Annotated in this window: 22 protein-coding genes, 1 tRNA gene and 2 pseudogenes; 16 read left to right on the top strand and 9 right to left on the bottom strand. The window is 32.8% G+C overall.

Annotated features, from left to right (window positions below; all coding sequences use genetic code 11):
- Window positions 1–50 precede the first annotated feature (50 nt).
- Window positions 51–2567, top strand: coding sequence for a DUF3971 domain-containing protein (locus ACFE3K_RS04025; RefSeq protein ID WP_375358347.1), 2517 nt, complete (start codon window positions 51–53; stop codon window positions 2565–2567).
- A 66-nt stretch (window positions 2568–2633) separates the two neighbouring features.
- On the opposite strand, the gene ACFE3K_RS04020 is transcribed toward ACFE3K_RS04025, so the two are convergent.
- Window positions 2634–2981 carry a type II toxin-antitoxin system PemK/MazF family toxin gene (locus ACFE3K_RS04020; protein ID WP_375358346.1) on the bottom strand — a complete coding sequence of 116 codons (348 nt, stop codon included), beginning with the start codon at window positions 2979–2981 and terminating at the stop codon, window positions 2634–2636.
- Window positions 2962–3174 (bottom strand): hypothetical protein, encoded by a 213-nt coding sequence (locus tag ACFE3K_RS04015; RefSeq protein WP_341748051.1) that lies wholly within the window; start codon window positions 3172–3174, stop codon window positions 2962–2964. Before ACFE3K_RS04015 ends, ACFE3K_RS04020 begins: the two co-directional genes overlap by 20 nt.
- Window positions 3175–3364: 190 nt before the next feature.
- Here ACFE3K_RS04015 and sdhC point away from each other — a divergent pair, with 190 nt between their 5' ends.
- From sdhC to ACFE3K_RS03995, 3 genes are all read left to right on the top strand, one after another.
- A complete protein-coding gene (sdhC, locus tag ACFE3K_RS04010; RefSeq protein ID WP_375358345.1) occupies window positions 3365–3751 on the top strand; it encodes a succinate dehydrogenase, cytochrome b556 subunit in 387 nt (128 codons plus the stop codon).
- Between the two features lie 420 nt (window positions 3752–4171).
- Entirely contained in the window at window positions 4172–4555 is a 384-nt protein-coding gene (sdhD, locus tag ACFE3K_RS04000; RefSeq protein WP_375358344.1) for a succinate dehydrogenase, hydrophobic membrane anchor protein, read from the top strand.
- A gap of 130 nt (window positions 4556–4685) precedes the next feature.
- A complete protein-coding gene (locus ACFE3K_RS03995; protein WP_375358343.1) occupies window positions 4686–5177 on the top strand; it encodes a hypothetical protein in 492 nt (163 codons plus the stop codon).
- On the opposite strand, the gene ACFE3K_RS03990 is transcribed toward ACFE3K_RS03995, so the two are convergent.
- Window positions 5143–5703: an IS630 family transposase gene (locus ACFE3K_RS03990; protein ID WP_375358342.1), complete on the bottom strand. Its 561-nt coding sequence runs from the start codon at window positions 5701–5703 to the stop codon at window positions 5143–5145. The genes ACFE3K_RS03995 and ACFE3K_RS03990 overlap by 35 nt on opposite strands.
- Window positions 5697–6197: a helix-turn-helix domain-containing protein gene (locus ACFE3K_RS03985; RefSeq protein WP_375358341.1), complete on the bottom strand. Its 501-nt coding sequence runs from the start codon at window positions 6195–6197 to the stop codon at window positions 5697–5699. The genes ACFE3K_RS03990 and ACFE3K_RS03985 overlap by 7 nt, the downstream gene beginning before the upstream one ends.
- A 70-nt stretch (window positions 6198–6267) precedes the next feature.
- On the opposite strand from ACFE3K_RS03985, the gene ACFE3K_RS03980 reads away from it, so the two are divergent.
- From ACFE3K_RS03980 to ACFE3K_RS03970, 3 genes are all read left to right on the top strand, one after another.
- Window positions 6268–6621, top strand: coding sequence for a helix-turn-helix domain-containing protein (locus ACFE3K_RS03980; RefSeq protein ID WP_375358340.1), 354 nt, complete (start codon window positions 6268–6270; stop codon window positions 6619–6621).
- Entirely contained in the window at window positions 6615–7196 is a 582-nt protein-coding gene (locus ACFE3K_RS03975) for an IS630 family transposase (RefSeq protein WP_375358339.1), read from the top strand. Before ACFE3K_RS03980 ends, ACFE3K_RS03975 begins: the two co-directional genes overlap by 7 nt.
- A gap of 72 nt (window positions 7197–7268) precedes the next feature.
- Entirely contained in the window at window positions 7269–7979 is a 711-nt protein-coding gene (locus tag ACFE3K_RS03970; protein WP_375358338.1) for an IS6 family transposase, read from the top strand.
- A 153-nt stretch (window positions 7980–8132) separates the two neighbouring features.
- Here the strand turns inward: ACFE3K_RS03970 and ACFE3K_RS03965 are convergent, their stop codons facing one another.
- The 3 genes from ACFE3K_RS03965 to ACFE3K_RS03955 all read right to left on the bottom strand — a co-directional run bounded on the left by ACFE3K_RS03965 (window position 8133) and on the right by ACFE3K_RS03955 (window position 11355).
- Window positions 8133–9893: an LTA synthase family protein gene (locus tag ACFE3K_RS03965; protein ID WP_375358337.1), complete on the bottom strand. Its 1761-nt coding sequence runs from the start codon at window positions 9891–9893 to the stop codon at window positions 8133–8135.
- Between the two features lie 479 nt (window positions 9894–10372).
- The gene (locus ACFE3K_RS03960; protein ID WP_375358336.1) at window positions 10373–11083 is read right to left on the bottom strand and encodes an IS6 family transposase; all 711 of its coding nucleotides are present in this window, start codon (window positions 11081–11083) and stop codon (window positions 10373–10375) included.
- 195 nt (window positions 11084–11278) lie between these two features.
- Window positions 11279–11355, bottom strand: a tRNA-Val gene (locus ACFE3K_RS03955).
- 279 nt (window positions 11356–11634) lie between these two features.
- Here ACFE3K_RS03955 and cmk point away from each other — a divergent pair.
- The 3 genes from cmk to murA all read left to right on the top strand — a co-directional run bounded on the left by cmk (window position 11635) and on the right by murA (window position 15759).
- Window positions 11635–12285 (top strand): (d)CMP kinase, encoded by a 651-nt coding sequence (gene cmk / locus ACFE3K_RS03950; protein ID WP_375359442.1) that lies wholly within the window; start codon window positions 11635–11637, stop codon window positions 12283–12285.
- 171 nt (window positions 12286–12456) lie between these two features.
- Window positions 12457–14202 (top strand): 30S ribosomal protein S1, encoded by a 1746-nt coding sequence (locus tag ACFE3K_RS03945; protein WP_375359441.1) that lies wholly within the window; start codon window positions 12457–12459, stop codon window positions 14200–14202.
- Between the two features lie 282 nt (window positions 14203–14484).
- Complete coding sequence (gene murA / locus ACFE3K_RS03940; RefSeq protein ID WP_375359440.1) at window positions 14485–15759, top strand: UDP-N-acetylglucosamine 1-carboxyvinyltransferase; 1275 nt, start codon at window positions 14485–14487, stop codon at window positions 15757–15759.
- Between the two features lie 169 nt (window positions 15760–15928).
- Here the strand turns inward: murA and ACFE3K_RS03935 are convergent, their stop codons facing one another.
- Window positions 15929–16639 carry an IS6 family transposase gene (locus ACFE3K_RS03935; RefSeq protein ID WP_375359439.1) on the bottom strand — a complete coding sequence of 237 codons (711 nt, stop codon included), beginning with the start codon at window positions 16637–16639 and terminating at the stop codon, window positions 15929–15931.
- Between the two features lie 100 nt (window positions 16640–16739).
- Between ACFE3K_RS03935 and ACFE3K_RS03930 the strand changes: the two are divergent.
- The 6 genes and pseudogenes from ACFE3K_RS03930 to ACFE3K_RS03905 all read left to right on the top strand — a co-directional run.
- A pseudogene (locus tag ACFE3K_RS03930) lies at window positions 16740–17048 on the top strand (transposase); the annotation flags it as partial.
- A 247-nt stretch (window positions 17049–17295) separates the two neighbouring features.
- Window positions 17296–17562, top strand: a complete 267-nt coding sequence (locus ACFE3K_RS03925) for a type II toxin-antitoxin system Phd/YefM family antitoxin (protein ID WP_375359438.1) — start codon at window positions 17296–17298, stop codon at window positions 17560–17562.
- A 334-nt stretch (window positions 17563–17896) separates the two neighbouring features.
- Window positions 17897–19234: pseudogene (miaB, locus tag ACFE3K_RS03920) on the top strand (tRNA (N6-isopentenyl adenosine(37)-C2)-methylthiotransferase MiaB).
- Between the two features lie 147 nt (window positions 19235–19381).
- Window positions 19382–19804 carry a helix-turn-helix domain-containing protein gene (locus ACFE3K_RS03915; RefSeq protein WP_375359437.1) on the top strand — a complete coding sequence of 141 codons (423 nt, stop codon included), beginning with the start codon at window positions 19382–19384 and terminating at the stop codon, window positions 19802–19804.
- A gap of 21 nt (window positions 19805–19825) precedes the next feature.
- The gene (locus tag ACFE3K_RS03910; RefSeq protein WP_375358447.1) at window positions 19826–20386 is read left to right on the top strand and encodes an IS630 family transposase; all 561 of its coding nucleotides are present in this window, start codon (window positions 19826–19828) and stop codon (window positions 20384–20386) included.
- An 81-nt stretch (window positions 20387–20467) separates the two neighbouring features.
- Window positions 20468–22843 carry a penicillin-binding protein 1A gene (locus ACFE3K_RS03905; RefSeq protein WP_375359436.1) on the top strand — a complete coding sequence of 792 codons (2376 nt, stop codon included), beginning with the start codon at window positions 20468–20470 and terminating at the stop codon, window positions 22841–22843.
- 2 nt (window positions 22844–22845) lie between these two features.
- Here ACFE3K_RS03905 and ACFE3K_RS03900 read toward each other — a convergent pair whose 3' ends face one another.
- Window positions 22846–23880: a tetratricopeptide repeat protein gene (locus ACFE3K_RS03900; RefSeq protein ID WP_375359435.1), complete on the bottom strand. Its 1035-nt coding sequence runs from the start codon at window positions 23878–23880 to the stop codon at window positions 22846–22848.
- Window positions 23881–23903: the final 23 nt, after the last annotated feature.

Below are 23903 nucleotides of genomic sequence, written 5' to 3'. Positions count from 1 at the left end.
ATATTGCTGCAAAGTATATATTAACTGATCAAGTACTAAATAACAAGATAATGCTCATTAAAAGATTTTTTATTAACCTAAGCATAATAGTTTGCACAATTGTAGTAATTTTAACTTTATTAATATTAAGTAGTAGTAAAGGATATTTAGATAAGCCAATTAAGAAAATAATAGAATTTTACCTTGATAAAAAAGCTATGAAAATACGGATAGGTAACTTACAAGTAAGAAATAATATTCTATCAATCGATAAAATCTTTATGGATTTAGCAAATAACGCCCAAGGTGAAATTACTAATTTCAAAATCAGTTTTATTATTGATGATATAACAACCAAGCCTTTAATTCTTAGTACTATTGACATAGATAGTTTTTCCTTAATCTCTAAAGATCATCAACTAGTAATAAATGCCAAAATATCTGCTATATCCATTGTGGATTTTTTTAAAAATAAGATTGAAACACAGTTAAACTTAGGTCCTATAAAAAATATTTCTTTGCTTGATAGTTATGGTGAAAAATTACCTGATGGTGAAGGATGTTGTTCCTATAACAGTAAAATTTCTAGAGCTTCTAAGAAATCGATCAATTGCAAACTAGAGTTTGGTGATAAAGCCTATCTATTATTCAATAGTGTATTGGATGGTAGCATAATTCAAGCAAGTGGTAATGCTCAGAATATTCCTATAATGATTTATCAAATTGCTGAGAAAATTATTCCTGATAATCAAGTAATTTTATTTCTACAGGAATATATGAAAGGTGGTTATATTAGAAATGGAGAATTTGATTTTAATTTTGATAAAAATTCTTTAGAAAAGAATATTTCCTTAGAAACTGCATTGAAGGCTAAGCTGCATGTTGTAGATCTTGAATATCAATATGATAAAGACTATCCCCCTTTACGAAAAATTGATACTGATGTTACTATATCTGGGCTATCTGTTAAGTTCATATTAAATCAAGCATATAGTAGTAATAGTCTTATTTCAGGTGGGGTAATAACTTTTGATTGGCAAGGGATGGATAAATCAAATTTTATTGTTAATGCTGATGCTAAGGGGAGTGTTAACGATTTAATTGATTTCATATCAAATGAGGATTATAACAAGATAAAAAAACAAGGGATCGATCTTAAAAAGATTACTGGAATCGCTAACTCAAAAATTGGCATAATAATACCGATTAGCCCAGTTATCAAAAATACTTATGACATTTCTACAATAATAACGGGAGTAAATGGCAAAGCATTTAGTGACAATGTCATATTAAAAAATGCTAAAATAACTGGAACATTTAATGGCGATAAGGTAAATTTGATCGGTATAGGTAAAATTAATGGCTATGACAGTAATTTACTTATCGATGTTAATGTCACTGATAATAACCAAGATGATTACCAGAATCTATTAAAAGTAAAAACTACCATTATGGGTAATAACCAAAAGGTTGGTATATTAAAGTTAATCTCAGGTAGTAGTGTCTTAGATTTTGAATATAAAGAGCAAAAAGATGGGAAAAGCTTAATTAAAGCCAATACTAACCTCAAAAACTTAGAATTTTATATTGATAAAATATCTATACATAAAAAACTTGGTAGTGAAGCTAACTTTACTTTAACTGGCAAGTTATATAATAACCTAAATGGTGATATTGATTTTAATCTTTCGGGAGAAAATAACTTAAAAATAGTTGGTAAGGTTAAAGTAGCAGAAGATAAGTATGATGTTACTTTACCTGTGATGAAGTATGATACGACTGATCTAGTAGGAAAATTGCTTTTAGGTAAAGATAGCTTGAATGCTCAGATTCATGGGAAACAACTAGATTTGTCTGAATCTAATATGATGCAATTCTTAGAGAAAGAAGGAGAACCAAAAAATATTCATTTAACAGTTGATGTAGATAGGGTAAGGTTAAAAAATAATATAATGCTTGATAAGCTTAATTTACAAATTGATTGTAATAAAATCAAATGTTTTTCTGGTTCTTTAAATTCAAAAATTGGTACTAAATCTTTTAAAATGCTACTTACAGATAAAAAAGATCTAGAACAATGGATAGTTACCTGTGATAATGCTGGAGCTTTATTTAGAGGTATTGGTATGTATAATAAAATGAAATCTGGTATTATAAATCTGACACTTGATACAAAAAGATATGATGCTAGAAAGGGAGAAGTGATACCAATCGTAGATGGAACATTTGATATCAAGCATTTTGTTACTACCGATGTGCCTTTTCTTACTAGAATGGTATCGGTTGTTTCTTTCCCAGGTTTTATGAGTTTTATATTAAATAATAAGGATATCATGTTTAGGAACATGACAGGTAGATTTAGTTATATATGTAATACCATAAATATTGCTGATACATCAGCTACCGGACCATTTTTTGATTTTACAATGCAAGGTACAATTGATACTAATCAACATCAAATGAAGCTTAAAGGTAATGTAATACCTTCTTTCTTTTTTGCAAGTAACGTTATCACTAAAGTACCAATAATTGGTAAAATATTTTCAAAGGTTGTGCCTTACTCTATGGAGATGAAGTATAAGGAGTAATAGTCCCTATGTCATCAACCCGAGCAGAGATGATACTGATAACTTGTTATATCAAACCTAGGTTACTTAAGTTAAACTTAAAGTAACTTTAATAGCTTTTTCAATATTAATAATCTCAGTTTTATTCAACTGTTCTATAAACTCTCCCAATCTAGATTTATCTATGGTTCTAATTTGATCAGTTAACGCTTTTGCAGTTTTGTTGTTAACTATAACTCTTACTTCAAAAGGAAAAATATTATTAATATTTGAGGTAATGGGGATAATTATTACTCTACTAGATATTTTATTCTGAATATTATTAGATATAACTATTGCAGGTCTTATTTTTTGCATTTCAGTTCCAATTGTTGGATCAAGATTTACCCAATAAATATTGCCTCGTATTATTTCTTTATTTTTTACTAATGTCATCTATTGCATCCCACTCTTTTAGCAAATTTTGACGTTCATTATCTTGCTCTGCATCTTTATATGCCAAAGTAAGTTCCAGTTCCTTTTTTTCTAATTCTTTAGCAATAGCATTGCTTACAAAGTTACTAATTTTTTTAGAAGGAATCATATATTTTAATTTATCATATAAGGTCTCGTTTAAACTAATACTCATCGTTCTCATAAAATTAACTTCATTATTGTATAATAGTTATTGTACAATACAATACAATACAATACAATATGAAAACTTGAGTATTTTCTAACTAGCATTTATACTGTTGCTATTTAGAGTTATAGGGGCTTCATCCTGAATTTGTTTTAGGATATAGATTACACCTATAGATAATTTATGACAGAAACTTATGACAAAAACAAAGCAGGAAATTTATAATAGTAGACCTACTTCTCCTCATTTGACGATATATAAAAAGCAGATAAGCTCCGTTTTGTCTATTTTGCATCGTATAACGGGGATAGGCTTATTTTTTGGACTATCAATATTGTCGTGGTGCTTTATTTTATTAGCTTTTAGTAAATTTGATCCTGAATATTTACAGTGCTTTAAATGTAATTTACTTAGAATTCCTCTAATATTCATAAGTTTTGCATGGTTTTATCATTTATGTAATGGGGTGCGTCACTTAATTTGGGATAGTGGGCATTGCTTTTCAATAAGGGCTATTAACTTCACAGGTTGGTTTGTGGTAGTAGCTTCGATATTGATAATGTTAGTTTTCTGGTTGTTATAGCTAACCAGAACAGGTTGTTAATATTAGATATCTTTCGAAACTCTACTTATGCTGGTAATTTGTACGTCGTTCCGGTACTCAAATCCTCACGTACGCCTAAGTATGCTGTGGTTTTGCGTTCCGTGACTTCTTCAAATTCCTCAGCACAAGCGAGTTTCGAAAGATATCTATTGTTTATAAATTTCTAAGTGTCTATTAGTGATTCACCTTACGTATAGCATTTAAAAATTGCAGAAAAGTACAAGACGTCATTGCGAAACCACGTAGTGGTTGAAGCAATCTATAAAGTAATTAGAAATGGATTGCTTCGTCGTGCTTACGCACTCCTCGCAATGACGCTAGGTTGTTTTTCCTATGACTTTTAAATTGCCATGGGTGTTATACGTAAAGTGAAATAATAATTTAACTTAAGGCCTCTATATGAATAATAATTTAAGGACAGAGTTGGCAAAAGCTAAAGGGGTTGGTTCGGCAAAAAGTGGTTCGAATCACTGGTTGCATCAAAGAATAACAGCTATTATTTTAGCAATTTGTTCTATTTGGCTAATATTTTTTATTAAATATGCTACTAGAGAGGGTTTTACTCATTTTGTTAGTACTTTACAAAGACCTTACAATATGGTCCCTTTAGGAATACTGCTTATTACCGCTTTCTATCATTCAATGCTTGGTATGCGTGTGGTAATTGAAGATTATATTAGTTGTATTAAGCTCCGCACAGGGTTAATTATATTACTTAAAATATTTTGCATTATAACGATTGCCTTCTTAGTGGTAGCATTATTTTATGTTATAGTAATCTGATGGATTAATAAAAGTAATCTTATGCAAACCACATTACCTGAACGTTCATTAGTTATTAAAGAAAGATTAGACATTATTGTCCAAGAAATTTTAGCTGCTAGCAAATCAAAAATAGCAATGATAGTTTTATTTGGCTCATATGCTAGAGGGGATTGGGTACAAGACGTGTACACAGAGAATCATATTAACCTATGTTTATGAGAGCGATATAGATCTGTTACTGGTCTTAAAGAAAGGAAAATATGCTGGATATCAAGCTATTAACTTAAAATATAACATATATAAAAGATTAGATAGAAAATTCCCCATAGATATTACCAAAGATCCATTAGTATCTATGAAAGAACCATCAGTGACACTGATACTTGAGCCTATTCACTTTGTAAATAACCAACTCGCGAAAGGTAAGTATTTTTTTCGTGATATTAGAAATGAAGGAATTTTGCTATATGATACTGGGGAATTTGTGCTATTGGAAGCTAAGGACTTGCCATGGTCGGAACGCAAACCAATAGCTCAAGAAGAATATGAATGTTGGTTTGGTAGAGGAAAAGGACTATTCATTAGAATAATACCAATTGCAATAATTAACACGGTGTATTTATCCAATCTCTATACATAATTGATTTTACTAAATCTACATTATGAGCAAGTTGATTCCAAGCGTAACAAGCCATAGTAACGATATCTTCATATACACCATAACATTGGTTAGACAAGAAATGATTTTTAATCCATTCCCAAACTTGTTCCATTGCATTAAGTTCCGGTGCATAGGGCGGAAGCGGTATCAAAGTGATATTGCTTGGCACAGTTAGTTTTTTGGCTGTGTGCCAACCTGCATTATCCGTTAGTAAAGCTATATGTCGGTTGCCTTGAATACTGCGAGAAAGCTCTTCTAAGAATTTATTCATTGCCTGTGTGTTTGCATATGGTAAAATTAATGCACAAGCTTCTCCTGTCTCATGGCAAGCAGCTCCGTAAATATATGTTGAAATAAATTGCTGTTGCCGAACTTTACGGGGTCTAGTGCCACGCTTAGCCCATATACGAGTTAAGCTACCTTGTTGCCCAACTCTAGTTTCATCCTGAGACCATATATCAACTTTACATCTATCGATATTTTTTGCTAATAATTTTGTTAACATGTCTGGAAAGTTTTTTTATATGTATTTTGAGTCTCTTGATTTGACTTTGGATGCATTGAACGAGAAGTAATCCAGCTAAAACCAAGGCGGTGCATAGTATTGTAGACTGTTTTTAAAGCACATTTAGCACCATATTCCTCAAGTAACATGATATGTAGCTCTTTTCCAGTTATATACCCACCAGTTTTACTTTTACTGAGCGTATTGATTTTATCAAGAAGAGCAGATTCTTGTATAGTGTTAATCTTCCTAGGGGCACCGCTTCTTTGTGATTCAAATAATCCTTCAAAACCATGATTCCTAAATCTTCTGAGCGATGATTGCACGGTTTTCCAGTGTGACTTCACTATTTCAGATATGGCTTTAAAAGATTTGCCTAATTGAAGGTGATACATCGCCAATAAACGTATACGATTTCGACCATGCGGCTCATGTTTCATCATTTTTATAAAATCATGACCATGAAAACCTTGTGGTAATATTAACCTAGCCATTTGAGTACCTTTTATCAGTTAAAAACCCATCTTAGACCACTGCGTTAATTATTGCAATTGGTATGAAATAGTGAAGTCACACTGGAAAACCGTGCAATCATCGCTCAGAAGATTTAGGAATCATGGTTTTGAAGGATTATTTGAATCACAAAGAAGCGGTGCCCCTAGGAAGATTAACACTATACAAGAATCTGCTCTTCTTGATAAAATCAATACGCTCAGTAAAAGTAAAACTGGTGGGTATATAACTGGAAAAGAGCTACATATCATGTTACTTGAGGAATATGGTGCTAAATGTGCTTTAAAAACAGTCTACAATACTATGCACCGCCTTGGTTTTAGCTGGATTACTTCTCGTTCAATGCATCCAAAGTCAAATCAAGAGACTCAAAATACATATAAAAAAACTTTCCAGACATGTTAACAAAATTATTAGCAAAAAATATCGATAGATGTAAAGTTGATATATGGTCTCAGGATGAAACTAGAGTTGGGCAACAAGGTAGCTTAACTCGTATATGGGCTAAGCGTGGCACTAGACCCCGTAAAGTTCGGCAACAGCAATTTATTTCAACATATATTTACGGAGCTGCTTGCCATGAGACAGGAGAAGCTTGTGCATTAATTTTACCATATGCAAACACACAGGCAATGAATAAATTCTTAGAAGAGCTTTCTCGCAGTATTCAAGGCAACCGACATATAGCTTTACTAACGGATAATGCAGGTTGGCACACAGCCAAAAAACTAACTGTGCCAAGCAATATCACTTTGATACCGCTTCCGCCCTATGCACCGGAACTTAATGCAATGGAACAAGTTTGGGAATGGATTAAAAATCATTTCTTGTCTAACCAATGTTATGGTGTATATGAAGATATCGTTACTATGGCTTGTTACGCTTGGAATCAACTTGCTCATAATGTAGATTTAGTAAAATCAATTATGTATAGAGATTGGATAAATACACCGGGCACCGTCAAGTTAAGAGAAATGTAAATTAAGTATTGAGCAAATGTAGGGAATAATTTATAGATTATCAGTGACAATTGTTACCTAAATTTCAGTGCTATGTGTATTATTCAATCCCCAAAGAGACATCGTTTTCCAGTAATCATTATTAGCCATGCAGTATGGTTATATCATCGATTCAATAATAGTTACAGAGATGTACAAGAACAGATGGCCTATCGAGGTATTATTTTAAGTCATGAGACAGTAAGATTTTGGTGCAATAAATTTGCGGTTTATTTTCAAGATGTTATCAGAAAGCGAGAGAGGAAACCAACTGATAAATGGCATTTAGATGAGATGAATATTAAGATTAAAGGCGAGGTATTGATATTATGGAGAGCTGTTGACTCTGAGGGGCATGAATTAGAAGTATTACTGCAGAAGCGTCGTAATAAAAAATCAGCTATTCGTTTTTTATCAAAATTATTGGGTCATGATCCAGCTCCAAGAGTAATTGTTACTGATAAGCTCAGAAGTTACATTAAGCCGATTAAGCTTATGTGCCCTAAAACTGAGCATCGCACTCATAAAAGACTAAATAATCGTGTTGAGAATGCTCATCAACCAACTAGGCGCAACGAGAAGATATTAATTAAATTTAAGCATCCTAATTCAGCCCACTGTAAATTATCACTGATGGGAAAAGTCAGAAATATATTTGCCGTAAATGTTGGAAGATATAGTAAAACAGCAATTGAGCAAAGAATTGCATTTGCATCAGCTAAATCCATTTTGGACGAAGCCACTCAAAGACTTCTTGCTGCCTGAAATCTAAAAATATAGCTCTTTTTGATACTATTTTACTTAACTTGACGGTGCCTTTGGCAAGTCTAAAAATTAATTTATAATCTCTTAGGTTCATTGCATCTAATAGTAGATTTTTATTTAAAAAAAGCTACTATTAGATATAATTCAAGAAATCTATTCCCTCATTTCACCCTGAATATATAAATCATGAGCTACCTGATAAAAACTACTAGCTTCTTCCACTAAACTAGGAATATTCTCAACCTCTATTTTATCTTCAGCAATTAATTTATAAGTTTTCGCTTGCTCCTGTGGTCGTAAGATAACTAAGTGATTATCCTTCATGAAGCCAAGCAATTGATAAGTACTGATAAAAGCTCTGTTTGCTGGCATGTTTAATATATCTTGACCAAAAAACTTACTATTATACGAAAAATTTAATAATCCCAAAATAGTAGGAGCAATATCAATTTGACTGGCTAAATTATCAACTATCTGTGGTTTTAATATATTGGGAGCATATATTAATAGAGGTATGTGATATTTATTAACTGGTAAATCAGTTTTACCAGCACTTGATGCACAATGATCAGCCGTAATAACAAAGATAGTATTATCAAACCAAGGGTGAGTTTTAGCTAATGCAAGAAACTTACCAATAGCATAGTCAGTGTATTTAACAGCTGCACGACGTCCACCACCAGATGGCAAATCAATCCTACCTTCGGGGAAAGTATAAGGACGATGGTTAGAGGTAGTCATAATTAATGAGAAAAAGGCTTTGCCTTCCTTATAATTTTGATCAGCTAACTCTAGTGATTTTATTAATATATCCTCATCAGCTACTCCCCAAATATTAGCAAAACTTATTTCGTTGGATTTTAGATTACCTTGATCAACTATATTATAGCCATTACCATGAAAATAATTTTGTAAATTATCAAAGTAACTATAGCCACCGAATAGGAAGTTAACAGCATAGTCTTGATTCTTAAAAATAGTAGCTATATTAAATAATGACTGATTATCAGGACGACGGATAATAGAAGAGCCAGGAGTTGGCGGTACTGATAAAGTAATAGCTTCTAAACCTCGTACTGTTCTAGTTCCTACTGCATATAGATTGGTAAAAAATATGCTTTGCTCAGCTAATTTATCCAAATTTGGCGTAATATTTTGTTGATTACCAAATTTTCCCATGAATTCGCCACTCAGACTTTCTACAGTAATAAAAATAATATTATATTTATTACTGTTAAAAGAACTTGCCCTGATATTACGTTCTATAGTAGTAGCATTTGAGTATATTTGTTGTTCTTTCGATAAATTGCTGCGAACGATATTTAAAGCCTGGTTTTTATCAATTACTGGATAAAATTTATTATAATCTAAGCTATTATTAAAATAGGCAGAGAAAAACTCATATGGACCGTTTTTAGCAAGTTCGATAGCATATTTATTAGAATTAAAAGCAATTTTATTAGGGTTATAGAAATTAAAAGCAACTAGGCTAAGCAAAAATAGCATTATCACACAAAAAATATGTTTCTTGCCATTTAGAGTACTTGCTTGATTAATTATGTATTTTCTCAAGAAAAAAACAATTAATAGTGTAATAATTATAATGCCTAGTAATATTTCTATATAGGGCAAAGATTCCTTTACAGTACCAATGATTTCATGGGTATAAATTAGATAATCTACAGCAATAAAATTAAATCTAACACCGAACTCATCCCAAAAGATAATCTCGGCAATGGCAATAAATATTAGTAAAGCAATAGTACAAAAATAAGCGATAAAAGAGCAGCTTACATACAAAAATTTATACCGAGCCAATAACTTGTAGAAGCCAATGATAACAAGCGAAATTACTGGTAAAAAATAACAAAGAGATATTAGATCATTAAATGTACCAATAACAAAAATTGACACTAGATCATATATGGTTATTTGTTGTTGCCATAAAGCATATGAGCTTAATAGAATACGAGTAATAAAATGAAATATTAGGTAAATTCTAACAATAGGAAAATGCAACAGTGTTTTTATCATATATATCTAAATTACCGTCATATATGGACGAAGTCCATATATGACGGTTTATTTCTTTCCTTTAAAGGGACGATTTTAACTTATCTCTCTAGGTTCTGTTGACAAAAATTATAACGTAACCATATTAAAGTTCCAACGAAATTTAGAAAAGCTAAGAAAGTGGCTGGAGCCTTATCAAATCTAGAAAATATACGCCTAAAATGTTTGATTTTACCAAATAAGCACTCAATTAAATATCGTTCCTTATAAGTATGTTTATCATATTCACGTTGTACTTTATGAGCAAGTTGATTCCAAGCGTAACAAGGGCACCGTCAAGTTAAGTAAAATAGTATCAAAAAGAGCTATATTTTTAGATTTCAGGCAGCAAGAAGTCTTTGAGTGGCTTCGTCCCAAATGGATTTAGCTGATGCAAATGCAATTCTTTGCTCAATTGCTGTTTTACTATATCTTCCAACATTTACGGCAAATATATTTCTGACTTTTCCCATCAGTGATAATTTACAGTGGGCTGAATTAGGATGCTTAAATTTAATTAATATCTTCTCGTTGCGCCTAGTTGGTTGATGAGCATTCTCAACACGATTATTTAGTCTTTTATGAGTGCGATGCTCAGTTTTAGGGCACATAAGCTTAATCGGCTTAATGTAACTTCTGAGCTTATCAGTAACAATTACTCTTGGAGCTGGATAATGACCCAATAATTTTGATAAAAAACGAATAGCTGATTTTTTGTTACGACGCTTCTGCAGTAATACTTCTAATTCATGCCCCTCAGAGTCAACAGCTCTCCATAATATCAATACCTCGACTTGAATCTTAATATTCATCTCATCTAAATGCCATTTATCAGTTGGTTTCCTCTCTCGCTTTCTGATAACATCTTGAAAATAAACCGCAAATTTATTGCACCAAAATCTTACTGTCTCATGACTTAAAATAATACCTCGATAGGCCATCTGTTCTTGTACATCTCTGTAACTATTATTGAATCGATGATATAACCATACTGCATGGCTAATAATGATTACTGGAAAACGATGTCTCTTTGGGGATTGAATAATACACATAGCACTGAAATTTAGGTAACAATTGTCACTGATAATCTATAAATTATTCCCTACATTTGCTCAATACTTAATTTACATTTCTCTTAACTTAACGGTAGCAATTAGAGTACTTTTTTTAAAAACGCGATGAGCATATAGTGAGCATACGGAGTATGTAGGTAAAATTAGCAGATTAAGCAAAGCTTGGAGATATGCTGGTGGGCGATAGGGGATTCGAACCTCTGACCTTTACGATGTCAACGTAATGCTCTAACCAACTGAGCTAACCGCCCTTGCTTTTCTGATTTAATTTTATACTTAAAACAACAAAGTATACTCTTCTGCTTTAAAGAATTGCTTTTTCAAGTACTTGCAGAGTCTATCGCGTACTCACGCAGCAAATGTACGCCTAGTCCGGGTACCCCTTGTTTGTTGTCCCAATTCTTCAAATCATTTGAAATATATATTAAGTTTTCATAGTAACATGTCTAATCCATAATAGCTTCAATTTCAAGTTTTATTTGCGTTATTTTAAATATTCAGCTAGAATTCAGCATAAAATTATTAAGTAAATGACCTTAAAATCTCAAGCTTTTAATATTAGCAATAATTTTGTAGTGGCACTGGATGGTCCAGCAGCATCGGGTAAGAGTACAATTGGTCAAATGTTAGCACAAAAACTTAAGCTTACTTACTTTCAATCAAGTATTGTATATAGAAGCCTTGCTATTTCTTGTATAAACCAAAAAATTGATCTTACTGACATAAATGGAATAATTGAATTATCTAAATCTACGGAATATGTACAAAATTCAGAACTTGATAGTGAGATTGTAGGTAATGTAGCATCAAAAATTGCTATTATACCGGAAGTAAGAAATAACCTAGGAAAATATCTAGGAAAATTAATAAAAACAACTCCTAGAATTATAATGGAAGGTAGAGATATTGGAACAGTAGTGGTCCCAAATGCTGACTTAAAGATTTTTATCAGAGCAGATATTGTTATTAGAGCAAAGAGAAGATATAAAGAGTTGCAAGAAAAAGAAGGAGAATATATATTTGATACAGTTTTGAAACAACTAAAAATAAGAGACAAACGTGATATAGAGCGTGATATTGCTCCAACTCTTCCACCACAAGGAGCTTTAGAAATTGATACTTCTTATCTATCACCAAAAGAAGTGATTGATAAGATCATGGAGTTTATTTCAGTTAGGTAACATCAACATATTTTATGTGTCATAGGTTGTTTTATCTACATTTTATTAACCATGCATAGTTAATTTAGTTGAATTTGATTACTTAAGGCAAAGAACAACTTGCTTATGTAAATTCAACTCAATTAACTATAATTTTTATACTAGACGGCACAACTAGTATTAGAGAATAATATGCAAAAATTTAAGAAAAAATTTGTTTCTCAGCTTGCTGAAATTAGCATTCAATCTCACGAAGATTTTGCACAAATGCTTGAAGCCGTAAGTACTAGTCACGTCAAAGAAGGTACTGTTGTCAAAGGTCAAGTAGTAGGGATTGCTAAAGGCATTATCATAGTTGATGTTGGATTAAAGAATGAAGGCAGAGTTCCTATAGAAGAATTTGCTCTAGTTAGTAATCAACCTTTACCAGAAGTTGGCGAGATAGTTGATGTATATATTGAGAAAATTGAAGGACGTAACGGTAGAACTATATTAAGTCGTGAAAAGGCCATTAGAGAAGAATCATGGGGACATTTAGAAATTGCATGTGCCAATAAACAGTTTGTTGATGGTGTAATATTCGGACGTGTTAAAGGTGGATTTACTGTTGACGTATCAGGGGTTGTGGCCTTCTTACCTGGAAGTCAGGTAGATGTTAGACCAATAAAAGATATTGCTTCGTTAATGGGTATCAAGCAGCCATTCCAAATTTTAAAGATGGATAAGAAACTTGGTAATATCGTAGTTTCTAGAAGAGCTATACTTGAGGAATCAAGATCTGAGGCTAGAGACGAAATGTTATCGAAAATTAAGGAAGGAATAATATTAGATGGTACAGTAAAAAATATCACTGATTACGGTGCGTTTATTGCTTTAGGTAATTCAAGTAATGTAGACGGTCTATTGCACGTTACTGATATTTCATGGAGCAGAATAAATCACCCTTCTGAAGTTTTATCTCTAGATCAAAAGGTTAGGGTTATAGTTATAAAATTTAATGAAGAAACTAAGAGAATTTCACTTGGTATGAAGCAACTTGATCATAATCCATGGCAAAGTATAAAAGAAGAATTCCCCGTTGGCAAAATAATGACTGGCAAAGTAACAAATATTGCTGATTATGGGGTATTTATTGAATTAAAAGATGGTATTGAAGGACTCGTTCATTCAAGTGAAATTAGTTGGGTAAAATCAAATCAACATCCTAAGAAAATGCTTACTATTGGTCAAGAAGTTCAATTCACAATTCTAGAAGTTGATACCGATAAACATAGAATATCTCTAAGTATTAAACAGTGTCAAGATAACCCAATTATTGGGTTTGCACATAGTCATGCAATAGGTAGTATAATTAAAGCACCAATACGAAATATCACTGACTTTGGTATGTTTGTAGCACTTGATGACAACATTGATGGTATGATTCATGAAACAGATATAAGTTGGGAAGGCAATGGTACTGAGCTGTTAAAAACATATAAAAAGAATGATCAAATAGAGTGTAAAGTCTTATCAATTGATATTGAAAAGGAACGTATAAGCTTAGGTATTAAACAACTAAGCTTTGACCCCCAGCAAGATGAATTTGGCATGTACAAAAAAAATATGGTCGTTACTTGCTCAGTTACTGAAGTTAAAGATGATGGGATAGAAGTTATTTTAGACGACAAAATACCGGGCTTCATCAAAAAAGCTGATCTTTCTAGTGAAAAAGCTGATCAAAAAACTGAAAGATTTGTCCCTAATGACAGAATTGATGCAAAAATCATTACCATTGATAAGGAATCTCGTAAAGTTACTTTGTCAATAAAAGCACTTGAAATAGAAAAGAGAGAAAAAGCTATCAAAGAATATGGTTCTGCTGATAGTGCTGCTAGTCTAGGAGACATACTTGGAACAGCTCTTGACAATAAAGGAGAGAAAAACAGTAAAACTTGATATTGATTAGACTTTGGCAAACTCACTTATGCTGAGGAATTTAAAGAAGCCACGGAATATTGACCCGCAGCGGACGATGATGTATGTGAGGAGCAGAGCATCGATAGCACGAATAAATTACCAACAAAAGTAGATTTTGTCAAAGATATCTATTATTGTTTTGTAGCAAAATCGAAGCCTTTACTTCAATTTTGCTACTCAATTTTTACCTTTTTACCTAAAAACTTGAAAAGTGGTAAACTAATTTTCAGGTTTTTGTTAAGTAATATATAGGATTTTTCCATGGAAAGTTTGATAATTAAAGGCGGTATCCCTCTTGAAGGTAGTATTAGCATTAGTGGTTCTAAAAATTCGACCCTACCAATTATGACTGCAGCATTACTTACAGATAAGCTTAGTATTAACAATGTTCCAAAGCTTACTGATATTCTCACAATGAAAAAATTACTTGAGAATTTAGGTAGCGTTGTTACTGTAACTGATCATCAAGATCAATTGAGCATGGATATCGACAGCAGCAATATTAATAATTTTACTGCACCATATGATATAGTACGTAAAATGCGTGCTTCTATTTGGATTCTAGGGCCTCTACTCTCTAGATTTTCTAAAGCTAAGGTTTCCTTACCTGGAGGATGTGCTATAGGTGCTCGACAAGTGGATCTACATGTAGCAGTTCTACAAGCTATGGGGGCAAATATTGACGTCGATCATGGTTATATTAATGCTACAATTAAAGGTAGATTAAAAGCTGTACATTTTGTTTTTAATAAAATATCTGTTGGAGCAACAATTAACGCCATAATGGCTGCTACTTTGGCTGAAGGAGAAACAATATTATTTAACTGTGCTAGAGAACCAGAAATCATTGATCTGTGCCATTGTCTTAGCAAAATGGGTGCAGAAATAGATGGAATTGCTACAAACGAAATAAGAATAATTGGTAGATCTCATTTAAAAAATGTCAATTATTCAATTATGCCGGATCGTATTGAAGCCGGTACTTACATGATTGCTGCTGCTATTACTAAAGGCAATTTAAACATTTATGGAATCAGCAATAATATCGTTGAAAATATAGTATTAAAACTTATTGAAGCTGGTATAGAAATTTTACCTATTGATAATGGTTTAAGAGTCTCTTATGTAGGTAAATTAAATCCTGTGGACATCCATACAAACCCATATCCAGGTTTTGCAACAGACTTACAAGCTCAGTTTATGAGCCTTATGACTCTTTGCAAAGGTTCTTCTATAATTACAGAAAATATTTTTGAGAATCGCTTTATGCATGTTCCTGAATTATGCAGAATGGGTGCAAATATAACAGTTAACGGAAAGAGTGCTATAATACGGGGTATACCTTTTTTGACAGGAGCAGAAGTAATGGCAAGCGACCTCAGAGCATCAGTATCCCTAGTATTAGCTGGACTTGCCGCCAACGATTCAACAAGAATACACCGAATTTACCACTTAGATCGTGGATACCAAACATTGGAGAAAAAACTAACCAGTTGCGGGGCAAATATAGTACGAATTACTGGAGATAATGTTTAAATAAATTTATTCTACTTAGGTAGAACTTCAAGAATTAAGATTCCCGTGACCTAAAGATTGAAGCTGCCCCATTACTCATGTACGTTACGCTGCTCGACTTTGCTACTGCCTAGCTCTGGCACCGTCAAGTTAAGTAAAATAGTATCAAAAAGAGCTATATTTTTAGATTTCAGGCAGCAAGAAGTCTTTGAGTGGCTTCGTCCCAAATGGATTTAGCTGATGCAAATGCAATTCTTTGCTCAATTGCTGTTTTACTATATCTTCCAACATTTACGGCAAATATATTTCTGACTTTTCCCATCAGTGATAATTTACAGTGGGCTGAATTAGGATGCTTAAATTTAATTAATATCTTCTCGTTGCGCCTAGTTGGTTGATGAGCATTCTCAACACGATTATTTAGTCTTTTATGAGTGCGATGCTCAGTTTTAGGGCACATAAGCTTAATCGGCTTAATGTAACTTCTGAGCTTATCAGTAACAATTACTCTTGGAGCTGGATAATGACCCAATAATTTTGATAAAAAACGAATAGCTGATTTTTTGTTACGACGCTTCTGCAGTAATACTTCTAATTCATGCCCCTCAGAGTCAACAGCTCTCCATAATATCAATACCTCGCCTTTAATCTTAATATTCATCTCATCTAAATGCCATTTATCAGTTGGTTTCCTCTCTCGCTTTCTGATAACATCTTGAAAATAAACCGCAAATTTATTGCACCAAAATCTTACTGTCTCATGACATAAAATAATACCTCGATAGGCCATCTGTTCTTGTACATCTCTGTAACTATTATTGACTCGATGATATAACCATACTGCATGGCTAATAATGATTACTGGAAAACGATGTCTCTTTGGGGATTGAATAATACACATAGCACTGAAATTTAGGTAACAATTGTCACTGATAATCTATAATACCAATTGCAATAATTAACACGGTGTTAATTATTGCAATTAGTATAAATTCTTAGAAGAGCTTTCTCGCAGTATTCAAGGCAACCGACATATAGCTTTACTAACGGATAATGCAGGTTGGCACACAGCCAAAAAACTAACTGTGCCAAGCAATATCACTTTGATACCGCTTCCGCCCTATGCACCGGAACTTAATGCAATGGAACAAGTTTGGGAATGGATTAAAAATCATTTCTTGTCTAACCAATGTTATGGTGTATATGAAGATATCGTTACTATGGCTTGTTACGCTTGGAATCAACTTGCTCATAATGTAGATTTAGTAAAATCAATTATGTATAGAGATTGGATAAATACACCGTGTTAATTATTGCAATTGGTATAAGTTAGTCCCAAGTTGTAAGCCTAGTGATCAAAATTATCGTTGTCAATGGAAGTGGGATCGTTATAATACCTTAAAAATATTCTATAATTTTGTACAAATAAGAACTAAGAATCAAACTTTTAGTGATTGGCATAATGTAATGTTCCAAAAGGAAAAGACATTGTAATTAACTTGATTATATTAATAATTTATGTTCTAATTAATATTATTAATTATAATAATTATTATCATGGAAGAATTAAATGCAACTGAAGTAAAACGTGAGTTTGGTGAATTACTTACCAAAGTGCAAACAGAACCTATCAGCATTAGTAGACATGGCAAGCCTATAGCTGTAATAGTTTCTGATAAAGAGTTTCATGAATTAGAATCTTTTAAAGAACAAGTATTAAAACTTGCAATTTCTGAAGGATTAGATGACTTAGCAAAAAATAAAATACACTCTCATAAGGTTGTTTTTGATAACTTAAAAATAAAGCTTAATGGTTCAGTGTAAATTTACAAATAGTGCGAAACGTGATCTTGAAGATATTACAGATTATATACAAAACATTGGGGAAGGCAGCAAACTATAAAATATTTAGATGAGATACATAACAAAAGAGCTAGGCAGTAGCAAAATCGAGCGGCGTAGCGTACATGAGTAACGGAGCAGCTTCGATCTTTAGACACGACAACGCCAATTCTTGAAGTTCTACCTGAGTATACTATAAGCTTCATAACTTTCTAAACCTCAATAACCTCAAATAAAATCATTCCAAAAAAATATGTCATATTTTTTACAGTATTATATATAATGCAACCTAATTTATTTTTGTTAAGTAAAAAACGTGAAAAAAAAGCTCTTTATTAAAACTTATGGATGTCAAATGAATGTATATGACTCCATCAAGATGCAGGACTTGCTAGACCCATTTGGTTATCAGCCAACTGATTCTATGTACCAAGCTGATATGATTATTTTAAATACTTGTCATATTAGGGAGAAAGCTGCAGAAAAAATGTATTCCGAGCTTGGTCGCATCAAACAAATTAAAGATGATAGAAAATCAAAGGGAGAAGGTAATGTAATCGTTACTGTTGCTGGATGTGTTGCACAAGCTGAGGCTGATGAAATTTTTAGAAGAGCTAGTTATGTAGATATAGTAGTAGGACCACAATCTTACTACGATTTACCAGAGTTGATAGCAAAAATTGCTAGACATGAAAAACATGTAATTAAATTGGATTTTGTTGAAGAAGCTAAATTTGATAAGCTACCTGAACAGTCTAATATACAAGGAGTAAGTAGCCTTATTTCAGTTCAAGAAGGTTGTGACAAATTTTGTACTTTCTGTGTTGTACCTTATACTCGGGGTGCAAAATTCTCAAGGAGTCTAGAACAAATATCAGGGAAATTATAAGCTCCGTTTCAAACGGAGCAAGAGAAGTAATCTTGCTAGGTCAGAATGTTAATGCTTATCATGGAAAAACTATTGAAGGCAAAGAGTATAGTTTAGCAGATCTAATCAGCTACATAGCAGAAATACCAAGTCTTGAGCGTATTAGATACGTTACTTCTCATCCTATTGATATGACAGAAGATTTAATTCTGTTACATGGGGTCTGAGCCAAAATTAATGCCGTTTTTACACTTGCCAGTACAGTCAGGTTCTAACAAAATTTTAAAATCAATGAATCGTAGACATAACAGAGATTATTATTTTGATATTATTAATCGTTTAAGAAATGCGAGAAGAGATATAGTCTTTTCATCTGATTTTATTGTGGGATTTCCCGGAGAAACGGATGAAGACTTTGCTGACACTTTAGATATAGTAAAGAAGGTTGGTTATGGTCAGTGTTATTCTTTTAAATATAGTCCAAGACCTGCTACACCTGCTGCGGTTAAAGAGCAAGTGCCTGAACATATAAAATCTAGGCGTGTAGCAATTTTACAGCAAGAAATATCTCGCCAACAATTATTGTTTAATGAAAGTTATATTGGCAAAATAATGCCAGTATTATTTGATCGTGACGGTAAATTGGACAATCAACTGATAGGGAAAACATGTTATATGCAGTCGGTGCATGTAATAAACCCTGCAAAAGATTTGTTCGGTCAGATTATCGACGTAAAAATTACCGAGGCTGGGGCAAGTAGTTTGAGCGGAGAAATGGTGCTGTGATCCAATTTACGTGAATTCGGGATAGGAATTAATACTAATTGCAATAATGAACACGGTGTTATAAAATGGGTTTTTAACTGATAAATAGGTACTCAAATAGCTAGGTTAATATTACCGCAAGGTTTTGAAGGTCATGATTTTATAAAAATGATGAAACATGAGCCGCATGGTCGAAATCGTATACGTGTATTGGCGATGTATCACCTTCAATTAGGCAAATCTTTTAAAGCCATATCTGAAATAGTGAAGTCACACTGGAAAACTGTGCAATCATGGCTCAGAAGATTTAGGCATCATGGTTTTGAAGGATTATTTGAATCACAAAGAAGCGGTGCCCCTAGGAAGATTAACAGTATACAAGAGTCTGCTATTTTTGATAAAATCAATACGCTCAGTGAAAGTAAAACTGGTGGGTATATAACTGGAAAGGAGCTACATATCATGTTAGTTGAGGAATATGGTGCTAAATGTGCTTTAAAAACAGTCTACAATACTATGCACCGCCTTGGTTTTAGCTGGATTACTTCTCGTTCAATGCATCCAAAATCAAATCAAGAGACTCAAAAATAGATATAAAAAAACTTTCCAGACATGTTAACAAAATTATTAGCAAAAAATATCGATAGATGTAAAGTTGATATATGGTCTCAGGATGAAACTAGAGTTGGGCAACAAGGTATCTTAACTCGTATATGGGCTAAGCGTGGCACTAGACCCCGTAAAGTTCGGCAACAGCAATTTATTTCAACATATATTTACGGAGCTGCTTGCCATGAGACAGGAGAAGCTTGTGCATTAATTTTACCATATGCAAACACACAGGCAATGAATAAATTCTTAGAAGAGCTTTCTCGCAGTATTCAAGGCAACCGACATATAGCTTTACTAACGGATAATGCAGGTTGGCACACAGCCAAAAAACTAACTGTGCCAAGCAATATCACTTTGATACCGCTTCCGCCCTATGCACCGGAACTTAATGCAATGGAACAAGTTTGGGAATGGATTAAAAATCATTTCTTGTCTAACCAATGTTATGGTGTATATGAAGATATCGTTACTATGGCTTGTTACGCTTGGAATCAACTTGCTCATAATGTAGATTTAGTAAAATCAATTATGTATAGAGATTGGATAAATACACCGTGTTAATTATTGCAATTGGTATTAGATGATGATATTATATAAAATAAAACTTTTACTTGAATAAATGTAAGAAACACACTATCAAAAATGCTCAAACTTTTTTATATATTTTTTAAATTATTTACAATATTAGGGTTAATAGCACTTAGTGTGTGTATATATTTGTTATATCATTACTCTAAGGATTTACCGGACTATTCTCAACTTGCCGATTATCATCCACCATCGGTAACAAGAGTTTATGCACAAAATGGAAAATTAATTGAGGAGTATGCTTTGGAACGTAGAGTTTTTGTACCTATTAGTAGTGTACCACGCTCTCTCATAGAGGCGTTTATTTCAGCAGAAGATAAGAATTTCTTTGAACATCCAGGAGTTGATGTTATAAGTATAATCAGAGCAGCAATATTAAATATCTCTAATATCGTACACCGTCGTAGAGTGGAAGGAGGGTCAACTATTACCCAGCAAGTAGTTAAGAATTTTTTATTAAGCTCTGAGGTATCGATAGAACGTAAGATTAAAGAGGCGATTTTATCATATATGGTCTCAAAAACTTTTACTAAAGATCAAATTTTGGAGTTATATCTTAATCAAACATTTTTTGGTAGGGGAGCTTATGGAGTTGCCATGGCTGCTCAGAATTATTTTAATAAGTCTATTGAAGATTTAACTGTTGCCGAATCAGCTTTTATCGCTGGTCTACCAAAAGCACCATCAAATTTTAATCCGGAGAGAAATTATGCTAGGGTGAAAGATCGTAGAGATTATGTTATTATGAGAATGTTGGAAGATGGTTATATAACTCAAGAGACAGCAAAAGAATCAGTAGATAGTCCTATTACTTTGCAAAAGCGGGATCGTAATGAAACCGTTACAGCCGGTTATTATGCTGTGCAAGTACGGGAAGAAGTCATTAGTAAAATTGGCAGTAAAGAATATTTCTATACTGGAGGGTTAACGGTCATTACTTCACTTGATGCTGGTTATCAGCAAGCTGCAGAAAATGCTCTTAGGCAAGGTATAAGAGCATATGATAGGAAGCATGGTTTTAGAGGAGTCATAACTAATATTGATCTAAATAACTGGCAAGATAATTTAAATAAAGTAGCAAAGCCTCCAGCTATTTTAGAATATCAATTAGCTGTTGTGTTAAATGTTTCGGATAATCAAGCAGAAATTGGTCTTTGTGACTTGAGTCAGTCAAAAATAGTTTTATCAGAAATGAAGTGGGCAAAAAATGATCTTAAATCAGTAAAAACTCTTTTAAAGAAAGGTGACGTTGTAGTAGTCGAAAAAGTAAATGCTAATTACTATTTGCGGCAAATTCCTACTGTTAATGGTGCGATTATAGTGATGAATCCTACAACAGGTCAGGTACTTGCCAGCGTTGGTGGATATGATTTCACAGTTAGTAAATTTGATCGTGCTACTCAGGCACTGCGACAACCAGGGTCACTCAGTAAAACTTTTGTTTATCTTGCTGCTTTAGAAAACGCAATCCAGCCAAATAGAATTTTTGAAGATGGTCCAATAGAGATTCCGCAAGGTCCTGGCATGCCAGTTTGGCGACCAAAAAATTATAAAGGGAATTTTCTAGGTTCAATTACTATGCGTATAGGGCTTGAGAAATCACGAAACCTTGTTACTGTTAGGGTAGCACAAGCTATAGGGCTAAGCAAAGTTGCTGAGATAATCAAGCGATTTGGTATTAATAATGAGCCGAAGAGATTTTACTCTATGGTGCTTGGTTCGCTCGAAACCACACTAGAAAAAATGACCAATGCTTATGCAATAATTGCTAATTCAGGAAAAAAAGTTATGCCGCATTTCGTAGAGCTAATTAAAGATCGTAATGGTAAAATAATTTATCGTAGAGATAATAGAGAATGTAAAAATTGTGATGTATCTGACTCCCAGCTTACTGATAACTTATCACTCCCTATCCTACCTCAACCCGACTATCGGATGATTACCGATGAAGCAAGTGATTATCAGATTATCTCATTTCTCACTGGAGCAGTTGAAAGAGGTACGGCAACCGCTGCAAAAAAACTTGGTAAGGTTATAGCTGGTAAAAGTGGTACTACCAACGATAGTATGGATACTTGGTTTATTGGTTTTACTCCAAAAATAGTTGTCGGAACATATATTGGTTATGATACGCCAAAAACACTAGGAAGAACTGCAACAGGTCCAACTGTTGCCTTGCCTATATTTATTGATTTTATGGAGAAGGCTTATTCTGATATTCCATCACTGGCATTTAAAGTACCAGAATCAATTAAATTGTTACCAATAGATCCAACAACTGGTAAAATTACTTCTGCTAGTAGTATTATGGAAGCATTCAAAATTCATGATATACCAGTATTAGATTATCAAGAAGAACACCAAGGTCAAGATAATGATGCTTTCCATAATATCCCTCCCGAAAAAGATCCTTCTCAGGAGATATATTAATCTCAAATATCATGAAAAGGTAATAGTACAGGTTTATTTTTAAGATTTTTAATCTTTCCCGGTAAGTCTAAATAAGCCGCTATAGCTAAAAATAGCCCTAAATATTGTTTAGGGTTTACTAACGTTACTAGATCTTCATAAATTCTTAAAGGAGGTACAGAAGAAAATTGCTTGTATAATTCTACAATCTCAAAAGAAGGGTTATTTGCGAAGGCAGCTTTTAATATTTCAATGTTTTTATTATTCCAGCTAGAAGAGTTCAGAGGTAGATAAAGATTTAATGCGGAGATGTGTGAAGGTATAAGTTTAATAGCTGATTCTAAATAATGGATAGCATCTTTTTCCTGATTAGCTTCCAGCATATTTTTGGCAGCGTCAAAATAATAATCAGCTATTTTGTTCTTTATAGACTCTAGTTTTTGTGTGTCAACTCTGTTAAGTTTGGATACCACAAAGATAAATTTTGTCCACAGAGAAAGTTTAGCATAACAATCAAGTAAAATTTCTAAAGTTTCACTATCAAATTCATTTAGGTTAAATGATCTAACAGCATAATTCTCAGCTGTTTCATACATATTATTTTGATAAAATATTTGTGCAAGTCTTTTAGTAACAAAGGCACTATAATGTTTAGATTGCTCTAATTCCTGAAAATATTGTATTCTTATTGAAGTATCTAATTCTGCTTCTGCTAAAAGTAAAGTATGAAATACCTTGTTTTCTTTGCTTAAACGGTAAGCTATTTTCTGACTAGTTGCTACTGACTTTGATTTTTCACCAGCAATATATTCTGCCATCGCCTTCATCAGTAGGTCATTATCAGTAGTGGCTCTTTTGGAAAAGAAAAGATCTTGTAAATTAGCAGGTAGGTCAATAATTAGAAATATTATTTTTAAAAAAATAGCACTAAAAAGTGTAAATAATATATATAAAGTAATGAAAGTAAAAAAGGAGGTTTCTATATAATAATCATATAAATTTAAGGTTAATGTTGAGTCAAGCTGATTTAAGACAGAAAAGCCTAAATATAATAACAAAAATGTAATACAAATTATTAATA

Origin of the sequence: Candidatus Tisiphia endosymbiont of Neophilaenus lineatus (genome assembly GCF_964264975.1) — a bacterium.
Lineage (GTDB): Bacteria > Pseudomonadota > Alphaproteobacteria > Rickettsiales > Rickettsiaceae > Tisiphia.
The sequence above is the reverse complement of the archived record's forward strand: the minus strand, read 5'-3'. Positions and strand labels throughout refer to the sequence as shown.